12 protein-coding genes are annotated in these 16,788 nt (G+C 59.4%); 2 read left to right on the top strand and 10 right to left on the bottom strand.

What is annotated here, in order from left to right:
• Positions 1-186: 186 nt before the first annotated feature.
• The 4 genes from FFS21_RS13530 to FFS21_RS13515 form a co-directional block, all read right to left on the bottom strand.
• Positions 187-483, bottom strand: a complete 297-nt coding sequence (locus tag FFS21_RS13530; protein ID WP_104670300.1) for a hypothetical protein — start codon at positions 481-483, stop codon at positions 187-189.
• A gap of 3 nt (positions 484-486) precedes the next feature.
• Complete coding sequence (locus FFS21_RS13525; protein WP_104670299.1) at positions 487-2,934, bottom strand: hypothetical protein; 2,448 nt, start codon at positions 2,932-2,934, stop codon at positions 487-489.
• The gene (locus FFS21_RS13520) at positions 2,931-5,600 is read right to left on the bottom strand and encodes a DNA topoisomerase (RefSeq protein ID WP_104670298.1); all 2,670 of its coding nucleotides are present in this window, start codon (positions 5,598-5,600) and stop codon (positions 2,931-2,933) included. The genes FFS21_RS13525 and FFS21_RS13520 overlap by 4 nt, the downstream gene beginning before the upstream one ends.
• 205 nt (positions 5,601-5,805) lie before the next feature.
• Complete coding sequence (locus tag FFS21_RS13515) at positions 5,806-6,768, bottom strand: hypothetical protein (protein WP_104670297.1); 963 nt, start codon at positions 6,766-6,768, stop codon at positions 5,806-5,808.
• A gap of 787 nt (positions 6,769-7,555) precedes the next feature.
• Between FFS21_RS13515 and FFS21_RS13510 the strand changes: the two genes are divergently transcribed.
• Together FFS21_RS13510 and FFS21_RS13505 are read left to right on the top strand one after the other, a co-directional pair.
• Positions 7,556-9,157, top strand: coding sequence for an ATP-dependent nuclease (locus FFS21_RS13510; protein ID WP_024569973.1), 1,602 nt, complete (start codon positions 7,556-7,558; stop codon positions 9,155-9,157).
• Complete coding sequence (locus FFS21_RS13505) at positions 9,150-10,220, top strand: UvrD-helicase domain-containing protein (protein ID WP_017513706.1); 1,071 nt, start codon at positions 9,150-9,152, stop codon at positions 10,218-10,220. Before FFS21_RS13510 ends, FFS21_RS13505 begins: the two co-directional genes overlap by 8 nt.
• A gap of 246 nt (positions 10,221-10,466) precedes the next feature.
• Here the strand turns inward: FFS21_RS13505 and FFS21_RS32690 are convergent, their stop codons facing one another.
• From FFS21_RS32690 to FFS21_RS13480, 6 genes are all read right to left on the bottom strand, one after another.
• A complete protein-coding gene (locus FFS21_RS32690) occupies positions 10,467-10,598 on the bottom strand; it encodes a hypothetical protein (protein ID WP_017513707.1) in 132 nt (43 codons plus the stop codon).
• Positions 10,599-10,607: 9 nt separating this feature from the next.
• The gene (locus tag FFS21_RS13500) at positions 10,608-11,966 is read right to left on the bottom strand and encodes a TniQ family protein (RefSeq protein ID WP_111733677.1); all 1,359 of its coding nucleotides are present in this window, start codon (positions 11,964-11,966) and stop codon (positions 10,608-10,610) included.
• A gap of 9 nt (positions 11,967-11,975) precedes the next feature.
• Positions 11,976-12,941, bottom strand: coding sequence for a TniB family NTP-binding protein (locus tag FFS21_RS13495; protein WP_017513709.1), 966 nt, complete (start codon positions 12,939-12,941; stop codon positions 11,976-11,978).
• Positions 12,938-14,899 carry a TnsB C-terminal domain-containing protein gene (locus tag FFS21_RS13490; RefSeq protein WP_017513710.1) on the bottom strand — a complete coding sequence of 654 codons (1,962 nt, stop codon included), beginning with the start codon at positions 14,897-14,899 and terminating at the stop codon, positions 12,938-12,940. The genes FFS21_RS13495 and FFS21_RS13490 overlap by 4 nt, the downstream gene beginning before the upstream one ends.
• 189 nt (positions 14,900-15,088) lie before the next feature.
• On the bottom strand, positions 15,089-15,766 hold the full coding sequence (locus tag FFS21_RS13485; protein ID WP_133258068.1) for a hypothetical protein: 678 nt from the start codon (positions 15,764-15,766) through the stop codon (positions 15,089-15,091).
• 516 nt (positions 15,767-16,282) lie between these two features.
• Positions 16,283-16,788, bottom strand: a 506-nt coding sequence (locus tag FFS21_RS13480) for a tyrosine-type recombinase/integrase (RefSeq protein WP_137925334.1), incomplete at its 5' end; no start/stop codon positions are given.

Here is a 16,788-nt window from a genome sequence, read left to right as displayed (position 1 = left end):
CGACTTCTCCTGTTGTTATATGAACCGACTTCTTCCCATTTATGCTGAATTTGGCAGATGTGATAACGGCCTCCCGTCATGACTCCAACACCCCCGTATGGGAGGGGGCCGCCTCCTGCCGGATGCCGCATGTCCACTTTGCGTCATCTGCGCGAAGCATAACACGTACGCACACGCCTAAATAGTCTAAATCGATTGTTGGGGACGCACCAACGCCCCGCTATTCGTGGGGTTGTGGGAGCTCTCGTCCGAATGAACCTGCCGCTCCGCGGCCTTCTGGCGTCGTTCGTACTCGAGCAAGGCATGCGGGGGAGGCGTGCCGACGACGTAGCCATTCTCGATGGCAAAGAACGATCCGTTACGAAGCCCCGTTTTGATCGACGCGTCGATCTCTTCCTTGCCGAATGTCTTCCGCAGGGAATCGATGAACTCGGTAACCGAAGGCATCTGCTCGCGAGCGTTGGTTGGCTTCTCGAGATCCATCTGCTACTCCGGAATTCCAACCATTTTCTTGCCAGCGGCCGGCTCGGCGGTGGGCAGTCCGCGCGCTTTGACAAGTTGCTCGAGATCGATGGTAGGTGCGACGTCCGCGACGTCCGAAACCAAGACGTAGGCGTATCCGTTCATCCGCCCGCACACGGGCAGCTTGCTGCTTCCAATAAGCGCGAGCATGGTCGTCAGCGCGTCTTCCGAATTTTCTCGGCGGGCTGCACGCTTTGACGTTCGTGCGGCGAACGTCGGTGGTGCGAAGTTATCGAAAGCGGCAAGGGCTTCTTTGGTTTCCTCGGTGGTGCGGCGTTTCATGGCATTCGGTCGATCCTTGTCGGGAATCGCGACACCGGGTCTGTCAGCGATGATGGGCCGCTCATCGCCTTCAGGCATGGGTTGACCAGGCGCCGCACTCTCGTTGTCCGCGGCCGGTTTTGGCGCCGCCGGAAAGTCGGCAAAGTCGTTGCCATCAAATACGGAAGCGTCACCATTGTTTCCGGCGCCTGGTGAGGAAGGTAGCAACCCGCTGAAAGGATCAGCTTCGTCCGCGCTTCCACCAATCTCCGGGCATGCGATCGCGCCTTCGAGCGCGGCAGTGTCCTCGAGCGACGGGATATCGTCCGCATCCACATGTTCTGTTGCCGCATCGTTCCTAAGCGGCTCCGTTGGAGCTGGCGGCGACTGATTCTCCGTGATGACGCGAGACCGCCCGGCAGGTGCCAGCTCTTGCTCCGCCATTGACGGCTTGAGGGCTGCAGAGGAGGATTCTGCCGGAACTGCCGCAAGGCTTGTTGGCGCCATCGGTTCGAGTCCTTCAGGTTCGCCGCCTGCCGTTTCGACCTTCTGTTCTCGAACCCTTGTTTCCGTTTTAGTTTCCTGGCGGCCCGATATGTAGATGTTGCGGGCCACATCTTCGCCAAACGCACGCCGCACCAGCTCGCGCAATGCCTCAGCATCGCGAATACCAGGGTTGTGCGTGTAGATGGGCTTGTTGATCACCATTCGTGAGCCAAAGTTTGGCAGACCACCAAGTTCTGCGAACTCCTGCGTCTTCGTCAGCGGTCGGAAGATGATGACGGGTTCCCACGTAGCGATATGCTGACCGTTCTTGCTGCTGCGGAACGACACCGAATGCATGGGGTGGTAGCGCGAGAAGTCAATTCCATTGTGCTTGTCATACAGAAGCCCCTTCTCGCCCAAGGTGTACAGCAGGCTCATGGTTACCCGGTAGCGCGAGTCACTGTCGTCCAGCGATATGCCCAGCTTCGCCAAGATGAGTCGACGCAACTCAAGCTCCTTCACGACGATCAAGCCGTCGTGCTTTTGGGCGATCTTCAAACTGGCGTCGGTGCTCTTATTGCCGGTGCCATTCACGCGGCCAAACTGGGTGATGACCTCGACAAAGGCCTTGTAGATCGACTCCGATTGCTCCTCGGTAATCTCGTCGTCCTCTTCGAGCAGGTCGCGGCCACTTTCCTGCATACCCGTCTTCTTGTCGACGTAGATCAGGAACTCCATCAGCGCGGACATGCGATCGTCAAGGGCGAAGCCGTTCGCATCAACGGGGAAGGCGCTGGGGTGGTGGTAATGGCCAATCACAAAGTTAATGGCTCGGCGGTCTCGTGGGGGAAGCTGCCAGTACTCGGGAAGTCGCGCGAGCATCCGGGCGCCAAGGGAATCGTGAAACACGCGATCGTCGTCGTGATCGGTGCTCGACCCTTCCTCCAAAGTAACGATCTGGCCATCGTCCCCAATCTTATATGCCTCGAGCTTCCCGAAATCATGCGCAAGCGCAATGATGGGGATAAGTGGGTCCGCTGCGTCGAACTCGTACTCGGGATTGCGCTTGCTGAGAAGCAGTATCTTAGCCTTACCGCGCTTTTTCACGTACACGCCATCGTATTTCCATGTCGAGCTCTCTACGAAGGCAGTCTCGGTAACGGCTAGACAGTGCTGCCAGAGTTTCCGGTTCGCGTGGCCACCCTTCCTATGCGTAGCGGGATGCTCCTTGTTTGCGGAGTAGATATCCCACACTGCAAGGAAGAATGCCGCATGCTGAGGATGATTGGTCTTGGCGAGCTCCAGCCAATCCTTCACCGCCTTGCTTTGCATTGGGAGCCGCTTGGATTCGCTATCGATGCGTGCTGACGGGGGGGCGAGCATTGGGACCAGTCCGAGCGTTGACTGGATGCCATTGATAGCGTTTCCTCCCATGCCTTTGAATAGGCGGTTCACCGCCTGGACCCGCTCAAACCAGATGAGCCAGATCCCGAGAGCCAGGCCGCCAATTGAGCCAGCGAACCAGTACCCAAAAGAGTAGGAAACGTATCCCCAGTTTCTGATGACTTCTAACGGGGCGCCACCAAACTCCAAGAGGGTGAAGACCATCCACCAGAAGCCGAAGACGAGCACAGCAGCACGAAAGATCCGGTTCTTTGAGTTCACAGGAATGTCCTATCGTCTTGGATACCCCGAGCGGTGGCCTTTGGGACCGGTTTCCCGTCTCTGTCTTCGAGCATGCAGCTGCAGCCGCTACCGTCTTTCTGGTAACCACTGCATCCCCAGAAATGACCTTTCTGGTTGCGGCGCTGGCGGCGATACATGGGCTTCGAACAGTTAGGGCAAGGAAACGACTGTGCCTTCTCCACCGGGACACCATCCTTGTCGTCCATGGTGTGCTTGCATTGCTCCCGATCTGAGCAAGCCCAGAAATGGCGCTTCTGCCAGGGAATGCGGTTCATGTCGTGACCGCACTTTGGACACGGCCGGGCAGCGGCATTGGCCACTGGGTTGCCTGCCTTGTCGTCTAAGGTTGTCTTGCAGTTCTCACGATCTGTGCATGACCAGAAGAAACCGTTTGCTCCTTTGAACCTGCGCATCAGTCTTTCGCACGAGGGACAATGCACCGGCGCTCCGGACGCGTCCTTTGACTGCGCGGTCTCATCGAACACAAACTTCAGTTTGAAGTCCTCCGTGAGCGTTAGCCCCGCCGTGAAGCGCTTCTTGCTGGAGCTGACGAACCCCGAGAGGTTTTCGACCGTCCCTTTGGCAAGAAGAGCTTCAACCTCCTGAGGCTTCAAGGGGCGTCCGGCGATCTCACGCCAGAACCGGAGTCCGCAGCCAGACTCGCAGTCGAACGATCGGGCGCCAACCGAAATTTCGCCACCACAGTTCGGACACTTTCCATTGAGCTTTTTCACTACAACCTGAGCGGCCTGCTCTCTGATGGCTTTGATGATATGGCGTGTGAATTCGGAGATCTCCGAATTGAAGGCCGGCCGCAGGTACTCGCCTCGTTCCATCAGGCGAAGCTTGTGTTCCCATTCGCCAGTCAAAGCCGGCGACGTGAGGCGGTCGAGGCCATTCTCTCGCAGGAATGCGATCAAGCTCATTAGCTTCTGGCTCGGCACAAGGGTCTTCCCGTCTCGTCGGAGATAGGGCTCCATTGGCCGATCGCGGCCATCCCTGGTCGCAAGAAGCCCCTCAATAATGGCGGAGCGTGTTGATGGCGCTCCCAGCCCGCGCTCCTTCATGGCCTCCCGGAGTTCCTCGTCGTCAACGAGTTTTCCGGCGCCTTCCATAGCACCGAGAAGTGTGTCTTCGGTATAGCGCACAGGAGGCTTCGTCTTGAGAGTCTTCAGCTCCATGCCCTCGGTTGACACGGACTCACCTGGGACATACTTTGTCAATGCCGGGATCTTCGTGTCATCATCTTGGATCTGGGTGCCGTAGACGGCGAGCCAACCTGGATGGACCAGAACGCGGCCACTGGACTTGAAGTGCTGGCCAGCGACAATCGTAAGCCGCGTCGTTACTTCGTACTGAGCCGCTGGGTGGAAGACGCTCAAGAATCGCTTCACGACAAGGTCATAGACCTTCTCTTCATCGGGGGAGAGCCCTTCAGGGATCTTGCCGGTCGGGATGATCGCGAAGTGATCGCTGATCTTCGAGTTGTCGAAGATTCGCTTGTCAGGCTTGACCCAACCGTTCGAGAGGATGCGAGTAGCATGGTCACGGTATGGCGTCTCTACCAGGGCCCCAATGACAGATGTGGCCTTAGCTATGTAGTCCTCTGGCAAGAAGCAGGAATCTGTTCGGGGATAGGTCGTGACCTTGTGTTTCTCGTACAGGGCCTGCGCGATAGTGTCCGTCTGCTTCGAAGTCAACCCGAGTTTCTTGTTTGCCTCGCGCTGAAGCAGGGTCAGGTCATAGAGTTTCGGGGAGCCTTTGGTCGCCGGCTTCGATTCTTGCTTTACGACGGACGGGGCAACGCCGGTGCAGCGAGTGAGGATTGCTTCTGCCCTGCCCTTCTCAAAAAGCCGATACTGGTGGTCGAGCTCGGCCTGGCCATCTGAGCCGCCTTCCGGCGCGTCAGGCGGGATTTCACGCTCCGGTGCGATCCATTTTCCGATGTAGCTGCCGGCTGCGACACGGAACTGTCCGTGCACTTCCCAGTAGTCCTTCGCTTTAAAGGTCCGGATCGCCACCTCGCGATCGTATACAAGCGCGCCCGTCGGTGTCTGGACCCGCCCGACCGAACGGATCTCGGCTTTCGACGTCTGACGCTCGTACAGGCGGGTAACACCTCGCGAGCCGTTGATCCCGACCAGGTAGTCGCCCTCAGTCCGGCAGTAGGCGGCGTCCGCCAGGGCATCGAACCGAGAGGCTGGCAGCATCCCTCGGTAGGCGTCTCGAATTGCTTCGCTCGTCATCGAGTTGAACCACATGCGCATGACGGGCTTCTTGCATTCGGCCAGGTCGTAAATGAGGCGGAAGATCAGCTCTCCTTCTCTCCCGGAATCACAAGCATTGACGATGCGGTCAATATCGTTGCGAGCCATCAAACGCTTGATCTGCTGAAAGGCTTGCGGCTTGTTCGCTAGTTCGATGACGCGGAGCTCGAACTTCGATGGAATCACCGGCAACGTCTCTAGGCTCTTTCCTGACGTCGCCATCTCGCTTGAGAACACCTCGACGAGATGGCCTTGCGCGGCCGTAATGACGGCCTCGGGGCTCTCCAGCCAGTTCTCAACGCGCCCGAACCCTCCCAGGGAGAGGGCGATATCTTTTGCAACTGAAGGCTTCTCGGCAATGATGAGGTGTTTGCCCATCGGCTGGTCTGTCCTGTGAGCGGCGCTTGAGGTCCGCGAGTGAGTTTGGTGGGCCAGGTGACCCAGATTTAGGTCTCGGAAGGTCCTGCTAGTGACGGGAACGGGGTTGGGCCGCCAGGCGAAGCAATGAGCGCGGCTCATCTCAGATCGAGCGATCGGAGAGGACGCCGCGTTGCGCGGCGCCCGTGCGGCTCACATCCCCCTGTCAGGTTGCAGATGGTTGAATAGCGGCGAAAAGCGCTTGGCGCTCGGCGTCCGATGACGTGGCGCTGGCTTCGACTTCGCGTTGCGTGGGGCGTTCGAAGAGTTCAGCGGCCCAGCTGGGAATGACCCGAATGAGATCGGAACCCGGTGCGACAGGGGAAGGGAAATCCTTCGCCTGGATGAATGGAATCGACGAAACCGGTGCAATGCCGCTGTCCGGATCGGGCGGCGCAATGGCCTTCACGTCCAGTCGGAACTCACCACTCACGGAAATAGGGATACCGCGATGCAGCTTCTCGGCCAAGGGCCGCAGGTTCTTGCTGTACCAGCGGATCGCGATCGACTTGTCCGGGTCCTTTGTCTGGCGAAGCAGGACGACCAGTCGATCGTTCAGGGGCTTGCCATCGGGGCCGACACGATTCTGCTCCAGACTTTTGGCCTGAATGAAGCCGGCGAGCCGGACGGTGTTGGTAGCGTTCTTATTCAGCCCAAGAACACGCCAGTCTATGCTGTCGAGCCGAGCCTGAGTATCACTCGGGCGGCCAAACTCCTCTTCCAGCTTGCGAATCGAATCCGGGGTGCCTGAGTCCTTCGCCGCGGCGTGGACGAGCGAACCCCATTTGCGTAGCAGGTCATCGGCGAAGCGCTTGTCCAGGTGCATGGTGTTCGGCTGTTCGAACGAGATGCTCTTCATGTGGACGATGCGCTGGTCTTCCTTGCGCTCACCCGAAGCGTGGCAGATTGCGAAGATCAGGTCCCCTTCCTGAATGTTGCGAGGAAGCGGCGTTTTCTTTGGGTCGAACGCGATCGGCAACATGTGATTCTCGTTTCGGGTCTGCTGGATATAGCAGATGCCGTTGACAGGATCTGGGTTGCGAAGCACGCCGCCGACGTATCCCGAGTTCAGCATCCCATTGGGATACGAATAGGAGTCGGCGTTCTTTTTGGCGTCCATGGGCAGCATGGATGACCTCCTTGTTTGGGTTGATCGGGTACGTCTACGTCTGTGCGCTGGAATTATACATAACACGTACACTGAAGACAATGAGACGCAAAAACATACTGTGAGATTGCGTCCAGATGCCGCCGACACTTTCTCCGTAAGAACCATCGACGCAGCACGGTCCCCATCATGGCGAATTGATGCGCATCTCACCACCCAGCACCCAAGCCTTCTCGCCACGCTAGCCGCGCGCAAATTTGAGCACTAACTCTGAGAATCGTTGCAAGGTACCTTGAGAATTTGGGCCATTACTCTGAGAATGGACAATTGTCTGTCCATTCTCAAAGACGCCGCCAACACGTTCCCCATAAAAATCAAGGCATTGCGAATCGATGAATCACTGAACTCACTAAGGATTCTCACAAATCCTTGCCACATTGGGACTGTCGTATCAAAGAAAGATGCAGATTTGGGAAGATCGATTAGCCGTGGCTTCTCGTGGACTCACAAGTGGCCGTAGGTAACCCACAGCGAAACTGCGCTGGGGCCGAGGAATGCCGTGAGCACCCGGGCCTTGATGACACGATGCCGCGCAGTCTCCACAACCCAGCGCCCTATGCACCAGCACGCGAGCAGAATAGGACGACTTATCTTGCAGTGATTTTGAGTTGAATGGACTGCGCCTGACGTCGGTTCGCCAAAGGTTCAGCTTGCTCACGCCTGCCTCCAAGTGTCCATGCAAACGGGCGATCACCCCGTCGGCATGTGCCCTATAATCCTCCCAACAAACTTCGAGGCGGGGTGTCGGTTGATTACCAAAATCAAGATCCGCGGATACCGTATCTACACGGACTTCACGCTGTCGCCCAACCCAAAGCTCAATCTGATAGTGGGGGGCAACGAAGCCGGCAAATCGACACTGATGGAAGCCATCGCGCTCGCCCTTACCGGGCGCATCGGTGGCCGCAGCGCAAGCGAAGAGCTAAACCCGCACTGGTTTAACGCCGGAGTGGTGGCCGATTTCGTTGCCAAGATCGAGCGCGGTGAACGGCCTCGGTTTCCCGAGATCCACATCGAACTGTACTTCGCGGACAAGCCCGAGTTGCAACGGCTTTGCGGCGCTATCAATACCGACGTGCCGACCCTGGCCTGCCCAGGCCTGTCGCTGCGGATCATGCCGAATCCCGACTATGCGGACGAGCTGGCCGAGTGGATGGCCAAGCCTTCCTCCCTGTTGCCGGTCGAGTTCTACCTTGTTGACTGGCGCTCCTTCGCCGACGAGCGCATCACCAATCGCCCCCGGCAATTGGCGGCGGCCATTATCGACTCGCGGACCGTTCGCTCCTCGAGCGGCGTTGACTATCACCTGCGACAGATCCTTGGCGACCATCTCGACCCGCCGGAGCGTGCCGCCGTGTCCCTGGCCTACCGCGAGCTGAAGGCGACTATGTCGACCACGGCGCTGGACGCGATCAACAAGCGCATCGGCACGATCCACGCCTCCTTGCACGATCAGCCGATCTCGCTGGCCATGGATCAAAGCGCGCGAACCGCCTGGGACGGCGTGGTGACCCCCCATGTCAACGATGTACCGTTCTCGATGTCCGGACAGGGCCAACAGGCCGCGATCAAGATCTCGCTGGCCCTGAACCGCAATGCCGGCCACGCCGCGTTCGTCATGATCGAGGAGCCAGAGAATCACCTTTCCCATACCAGCCTGACCACGCTCCTCTCGCGGATCGAGGCGCTCACTGGCGACCATCAGCAGCTGTTCATCACCACGCACAGCACCTTCGTTCTGAACCGCCTTGGTCTCGATGCCATTCTGCTCCTGGCACACGGCAAGACGTCGAAGATTACGACGCTAGATCCCGAAACCGTCTCGTATTTTCAGCGCCTTCCCGGCTATGACACGTTGCGCATGGCCTTGGCCAAGAAGATCGTCCTCGTGGAAGGGCCCTCCGACGAGATCGTTTTCGAGCGATTCTTCAAGGACCTGTTTGGGAAGCGCCCTATGGAATTGGGCATCGACGTGATCAGCATGCGGGGATTGTCGCTGGCGCGCTGCCTTGAATTCTGCGCCGCGCTGGATAAACCGGTGGCCGCCATGCGCGACAACGATGGCACGGACCCGGCCGAGCTGTCCACAAGCGTTGATGCGTGGCTCAGTCCGGGAAGGCGTGAGCTGTTCATTGGGGAAGTCGCCCACGGCCACACCCTGGAACCGCAAATCATCCACCACAATGGCGAGGCGACATTGCGCAGCCTACTTGGCATCACGGCGAGCGCAGATCTACACAAATGGATGAGCCGGGAGAAAACCGAGACGGCGTTCCGCATCGCCAACGCAACGAGCAAGCTTACGCCACCCAAGTACATGCGCCAGGCCGCGGCGTTCATCCATGGCTAACCAGCTCACTCTGGCCGTTGCTGGCTCGCGGAAGACCCAAGGTATCGTCGAGCATTGCGCACGGCTTCTTCCGGAGCGCCGCGTCCTCGTCCTGACCTTTACCCAGGCAAATCAGGAGGAACTCCGACGCCGGCTCGGGCAACGAGCGGGCGATCACCTGGGCATCGAAGTCATGGGATGGTTCACCTTCCTGTTACGACATTTTGCAAAGCCGTTTCTCCCCTTCAAGTTTCCCGGAGCGCGGGTTCTGGGGTTCAGTTTTGAGGGGCGACCGGACAGGTACGCGAAAGGCTTGTCGCGATTTCTCGACCGCAGCGGCGCAGCCTACGCATGTGAACTCGGGCGCCTCGCCAACGAACTGCTAGGTGCCAGCAAAGGCGCCTTACTACATCGATTGGAGAGCTTGTACGATGAGATACTGATTGACGAGGTGCAAGACTTGAGCGCGCATGACTGGGAGATCGCCGATGCGCTATTGCATTCGTCAATTCAGATTCGGATGGTCGGCGATATACGGCAATCAGTTCTGGCCACGAACCCCCGTGGTACCAAAAATAAGCGGTATGCCTATGCCGAAGCGGTAAAGTGGTTCCGAGAGAGAGAGACACTCGGGAAGTTGACCATCACTGAAAGTGTGGAAACTTGGCGGTGCCACCCGAAGATCGCGGAATTTTCAGACACGATTTTCGATGCAAACTGGGCGTTTCCTTCGACCGTGTCACGCAACGAAGTACAAACAGAACACGACGGGGTATTCCTCCTCATGAAAAAGCACGTGGGGGCTTACGTGGAGCGATTCGCACCTCAATGCCTGCGGAGCATGGCAGGATCCGGCAAGGAGTTCGATTTGGATTTCATGAACTTCAAGGTCGCGAAGGGATCAACGTTTGATCGTGTGCTCATCGTTCCGACGGCCGGCATCACAGCCTTCGTGCGCCAGGGATCCACTCTAGAGCCAGTCCCTGCAGCGAGTTTTTACGTGGCCGTTACTCGAGCGGCGCAAAGCGTGGCCATCGTCATGGACAATGCGGGCGCGTCAGCATTGCCGTATTGGACTCCATAGCGGCGGACTCAAACTTCAATGCGGCTCAAAATAAAAAATGCCAGATTGCGTCGGCTTCTTCCCGGCCCGCAGTGCTGCGGCTGCCGTCTATCGAGGCTAACTTTGACCTTCTCAACGGACGAAATCCGCGAGCATGTGCAGATTTGTAAGGCATCCAGCAGCGGCCTATGCTCGAAGCACTTTCAGGATCTAGGATGCCTTGACCAGTTGTGCAATAGCGGCTGGACCGCCCGACAGTGCTTCCAGTCATTTCGCCTCGATCGAGTTCGCGATGCCGGCTTCCTTCTTGACGCTAGCCAGTCGCAGTTGGAGGTGGCTCACGATCTGGCCCTCGTTGAATGGCATCTCTGCGAGCACTTTGGCGAACGACGATAGCATCCCCGACGCTCAGGCGACTGGTCGATCTTTCTTCTTGCTTCTTACGACGGTGAACCGCTCCACTCGTAGCTGCTTGCGCGCCGCTACGACCGCCATGATGGCAGCCCGTGTGACCAGAAACTGGCATCTTCCGGCGCAGCGCCAGATGACTACATCTGCGCTGCTCCGCGCGCCGTCACTACACAATAACTGGTCCAGGTGTGCAACCGAAGCTCGCTGCGCTCTCGCCTCGTCGTATGTGTAATATTGGGGATGCGCGTCGCCTTCGTGCCACTTGAATTGATTCTGCAGGTGCTCGACATCCGCCGCCGAGAATGAAGGAGGCCCCCACAGTCGTCGCACCCCATATGCCCGCAACAACTTTGCAACTTGAACTGCCGGCAAGCCCCACCGTTCGCGTAGTATGGGGATTGACAGTCGCTCGATACAGCGACCTCGTACATCCAGCACTTGGCGGAGCGGCACTCGTGTCGCCTTGTGGCACGCCTGCTCCCTCGGAATGGCAAGATGTCGGCGCAGGAACTTTTCATTCACGATCGGGTAACTGCAGAGGATATGCGGCACCCAGCAAAGGTACACCCGGTCATCATCATCAAACCCATCGGGATAGGCACTCCAGTGACGGACCCGCTGAGCAAGTCGAGTGGAAACCTCGCGTTCGATGATCCGAAACAATTCCGATGCCACCGCACGGTGGGTTTCGCCACCATCGGGATCCAGAGCGGTAGCGAATTGACAGAACAGGAACTTGACAGGATCAATACCCGTACCAAGTACGGCACCGGCGGCGTCGGCAATAGCTTCCCATTGAAGCCCCACTAAACCGCTGCCCGATTGCACGACACCTTGCATCGAGCGCCGCGCCATACCGAGTACACGCACCAAACGACACCGGCCCTCTAGGTCCAACGTTACCAGCTCCCGGGCGGGTTGTTGCTCACCCAGTACAAAGCGCGTCAAGGCCAGTGCCTCGGCAGACGCGGCCACTGGACGGCAGCAGAACAGCGGCATGCCGCACAGGCAGTTGAAACGCCCGTTGCGCCGATGCCAGTCAAGCAGACGCCCGCAGGCCGAACAATGACTCGTAAGGTAGCAATCATGTAACAGGCAGGCTCGTACAGCACGAATCTCCCATTCAGCACGCCAGTATGATTTTTCTGCAAGGCATAGTGGGCAACACTGCCCCCCCATCTGCTCACGAAAAGCCACACTCAGCGACTCGACCTCCCCGACCAAGCTGGTTGCGTGCCTTTCGCCCGGCGGCATCGATATGGCGCTGGATCGGACGCCCCGGACACGCTGCCGAAAGCTGCTGTCGGTTTCATCCGGCTGCACAGGAAAGTCATAGACAAGATTGACGGCTTGCATGCTGCATCCTCACCAGTCGCCATCCGGCGCAAACGGTTCCCCCGGTCCATCGAGTTGGTCTTCAAATTTAAAGTGCGGGTTGAAAGGGTTCTTGCTGCCGACGCCATCACTCCAGATATCGCGTGTGAATACCGCCTCGAGCAGTTCGCTGGAAAGCAGCCGCTCATCACGCTGGTGAGCCAACTCGACAGCACCGATGAGTAACGGTTTGATGTAACCCAGCCGACCTTGCGCCGCCGACAGCATACGTCGGCCCAGCTCAGGGCCATACAACTCGCTTGCGTTCGGAAACGGCAACACCCGCGTCAAGGCCCGCAGCACGTTGAGAAAGTTCCGGAACGACACGTCGCGAACGTTCGCGTCTGCCACGTTGTCTAGCATCGCCTGGCCGAGCGCCCCCAACTCTCGGGTCGCCGTGAGGCGCCCTCGCAGTTGTTCGCACGTGGCGGTGATGCGCAGCAGCTTGTGCAGGCCCACGACCACGTAAGAGACTGGCTTCGTGCTATTCATGAGACGTTTGAGCGAATTCGCCGCGCGCGCCAGGTGCGTCACGCCCGCCCGCCCCTCCACAAAATGGTGGAACTCGTCGATCAACACCAGCTTGAGCCCGCATTCCCGGGCGATTTTGATGAACTGCGTGGACAGCTTGACCTCGGTGCCATCTGCACGCTCGTTCCCCAGGGCAAAGAGGAGCAATTCGACAATGGTCTTCTCCGTCGGATTGGTGGGAATTTCGATCACCAACGCCCATACTTGACCTGCGGGCGCGCGTGCATTCAGTTCCCGACAGACCAGACTGGCCACCGTCGACTTACCCACGCGGCTCTCGCCGACAATCTTCAAGCCGCGCTGAATGGGCGACTCCGCAAAGCGGATGACCGCTTCTACCACATCCGTGAAAGGCTGGTAGGCCACGATCACGTCGTCAATCGCCCGACTCACCGCATCGACCTCACTATAGTCGCGTCTCTTCATAGTGGCCCCACATCGTCATCGTAGAGACTGGTCGATCCGTCGACCGTCTGCAACTCGTCGCCGAGATCGGCCGCATCGAAGGGGACGTCGTCCGACCCCGGGGTCCGCGTAGACGCGGCGGAGGGCGGAACGTCGTGCGCCTTTGGAGACGTAGGCCGTGCTGCGGCTGCGCGCTGCCTGTCGCGCATGCGCGGGCTGGCTGCCAGGTCGGCGAGCACTGCTGCGAGGTCGGCACGCGCCTTGCTGGCATCACGCTCCTGCGCCAGATCGCGGTTGCGAAAGAGCTTCAACTTGCGGGCCAGGTCGTGCGCCTTGAGCGTGACCCCTTTGGCGTAGGTGGGGCAGACATTGGATACTTCGTATTCGAGTCCAGTGCCGGGGTGTTCGACCCAGACATGGCCAATATCCTCGGTATCCACCCGCACGACTACCTTCAGTTTCGCCCCATACTGATGACGCCAGGTATTGAGCTCACGGCTAGCGTAGCGCTGGTTGCCAAACATCCGCAACCCACTCTTGCTCAGGCTGTATTGATCGGTCGGCCGGGTTGCGTGGATCACCGCTGCCGCCCCTACCGGCTGCGGGGGATGTAGCCGGCAGCAGCGTTGCCACGCCGTGAGCGGCGACGCCTTGTATAGACCCTCATGCGGCATCTGCGCATAGACCCGGTTCAACCACCGCTCGAACTCACGCTGGAGCTCTTCCAGCGTGAGTCCCGTGTCCTTAACCTCGACCTCCTTGCCTCGGATGCGGATCGATAGCGTGGCGCCCGGCAGAGTAGCTATAAACGTTTCCTTGACCGTCTTGAAGAACCGTTCGATATGGGGCTTGAGTTCCGGACGCCTTGCGGGACAAAGCTCGTAGGCAATCAGCAGGGTATCGCACGCCTTCTCGACCTCGGGAGTTTTCATCTCGCTGGCACGATCGGTGCGCCAGAACTCGATCAAGCCCTGACATGGATTGACGCCAAGTTCTGCGATGACCGCCGCATCCTTTGGGGTCTTGTCCAGCATGGCGTGGCGCAGCGTCTGCAGAACCGCGTCGGTACGCGGGGGGCGCAGACCAATCTGCCAGCCGGGCACCATCCGCGTCGTCACGCATATGAGGGCGGTGAGTGTGGGCCTGCCGATTCGCTCCCCAGTCAGCGCGTCGCGCACGATGACGTTCAGCGTCGTGTGATCCAACTCACCCAGTTGCAATGCGCGCTCAGGATCCGTGGCTGGATCGTGTTGCGACATTTGAAACAAGCGATCAGCATAAGCCTTTCCGTACTTGGCGCGGACCTTGTCATACTCGGGGCGTAGCGCATATCGCCGATAAAAGGTCGCAGACGAAACCAGGGGCCAGTCTGCCTCGACCCCGAGAGCCAACCCTTCGGCGTTATGGGCCCGTATCCGCTCGTTGATGCGTCCCAGCACTTCGGTTATCGACTCTTGGCGCAGTTTGGAGTCTCGTGGCGTGAGCAGTTTGTCGATTTCGGCCTGGATCAACGCTTCGCACGCGGGGTGCAAGCGGCTGCCTCCCTTACCACCGCGCTCGTGCGAACGTGAAGCGATGCCCTCAGAGACGCCACCTGATCTCCACCACTTTCGGGCCCAATCGTAGAGGGTATGGTTCGATGGCGGCGACGGATCCTCAAGCTTGGCGGCAATCTGGTCAATGGCCCGTTGCGTGTCCGCGTTGGGCAAGAAGCCGACATTGCATTGCGCGACGCCCTTCAGATACATGTGCACGCGCAAGGTCTCCTTGCGCTGGACGGCACCGCCCACGCGTCGTGCGTGATGCGTGCGGCCTGTGGCAGGGCGAGCCCATCCGGGATGCGCGTCGATCGGATGCACCGCCCGTGCGCCCGACTCCAGGTCTCGCCCCAACAACTCGGACTCGCCCAGTACCGCCTCCAACTGGTATTGCCGACCCTGGTAGTGATAGAGGGAACCGGGACTGAGGGTAGACGACATGAACGGTCTCCGATGCAGGGACGCTGTACCTGCGTTACATGCTTCAATCTCGCCCCCTAATGCGAGCACGAGCGCTAGCCGCAAACGCGAGAAGGTGGCGTGCTGCCGTTATCGGGCGCCATTATTGGGGTGAATGTCCGCTGTCGCACGCCCCTGCGGGGTGGCATCGTCAGTGGTTTGCCGTATTGGCTACGGAAGCAGCGCGTGGGCAATTTTCCGCACGGTTTCGGCAAGCGGCTGCAAGGTGGGATCGGTCCCGAGTCGCGCAACGCGCGAAGGCGTCATGGCCTTGCGCACGGTAGGCAGGATCTGCGCCGCACGGACCTGGATCCGATCGAACAAGCGCGTCTGGTCGGCATCATCGAGCACCAGTGGATTCGGCAGCTCCCGAGTGCAGTGGCGAGGCGTCGCCACGACCAAACAGTCGGGGCGCTCGACACGCTCGAGGAGAAAAGTCACCGGGCATTGCTGGCAGTGGACCGTGTCGCCCCATTCAATCCGGCCGGGATGCGCCTGATAACGCTGGATCAGGCCGAGCACTGCCATAGCCTCGAAGAGTCCTACCAGATCCAGCGCGGGACGGCCACGCAGCCACATACCCCGACCCATGGTGGGCGAAAACCAATGGCCAACATAGCTGGACGCTGGGGCCGCGCTTCGGTCCCAGTCCGTGGGCACCCATCGCAGGGTGCCCCAAGGATCTGTCGCTGAGCGGTGAGCGTGTTCGCTGGGCATGATGGCGGCTCCTTTCCAGGTCGCGACGTCGTAAACGTCGCCTTTTTTTGGGGAAAAAGTTCCCTTGACCTGGGCCGAACCGTCTTCCATACTGAGCCTGTCACGGTTGAGTAAGAAGAAGCTGGCGACCAAGTCGCACGCATGCCGGAATCGGTGTCGTGAGTGTGGAGCTCGCGACGGCGACACAGGCGTTCAGAATTTCGATTCAGATTAGGCTTCATTTTTGCGATAGCAAGAAAAAATCGCCGGCATTTCCATGCCGGCGATTTTTTGTGCGTAACAGTAAAACGTAATTTCGTTGTATCGATTTTAATCTTTAAACAAAAACCGAACTTCGATACAAATAGTTTTAAAAAATAAACTGCTGTCGTATACAACCTTGTACGCCTTGTCAGGCGCGGCATGCGGCGCGCAATGAAATCTCACACGAGCATGCGGAGTGCCCAACGCACGCCCACAGGGACGCCGCCGCGTCGACCTGGACCACTGCACGGCACCACTATTGCGCCGGAAACAGGCAGGAGAGCCGCAGGAAAACGCTGCGCCGCAATAAACCCCACATGCCATCATCTTGCGAGCCCTAAACGGCCGCCCGCTCCCATCGTTGTGACGGGCGACATGCGTTGACGTCCGCGCGGTGGTACCGCTTCAGGGGCGCTGGGTAGACTGCGCGGCCCAAAAATGCGCCATGGCCGCTCGGCGCGCCGCCGCCTCGGTGCGCACATAGCGCGTGGTGGTGGCCAGCGATCGATGCCCGAGGTTCTGCTGCACGACCTCGACCGGCACCCCGGCGGCAAGCGCATGCGAGGCGTGGGTATGCCGCAGCCAGTGGGTACTGGCGCGCTCCAGGCATCGGGCGGCCGGTGGATCCGCGACCGCGAGGGATTGCGCGCAGCCCCGAAAGAACGCCTTGATCTGTCGATGAAAGGTGCTCGCCGCAATCGGCGCGGCCGGATCGACGGTCCGCCGATTGGCCCACGGCACACGGAGGGCCAGATCGGTTGCCCCGCCCAGCAACGCGGCGCCACCGGCCTGCCGCGGGTCACCGGGCAGGCACCGTGTCATCAGGTGCTCGGCCAACTGCCGCATCAGGGTCGCCGGCAGCGGGACCTCGCGCAGGCGGCCGCCCTTGCCCGCCACCTGCAGCCACCAGC

This window comes from Cupriavidus sp. 2SB (assembly GCF_005503625.1).
Taxonomy (GTDB): Bacteria; Pseudomonadota; Gammaproteobacteria; order Burkholderiales; family Burkholderiaceae; genus Cupriavidus.
The sequence above is the reverse complement of the archived record's forward strand: the minus strand, read 5'-3'. Positions and strand labels throughout refer to the sequence as shown.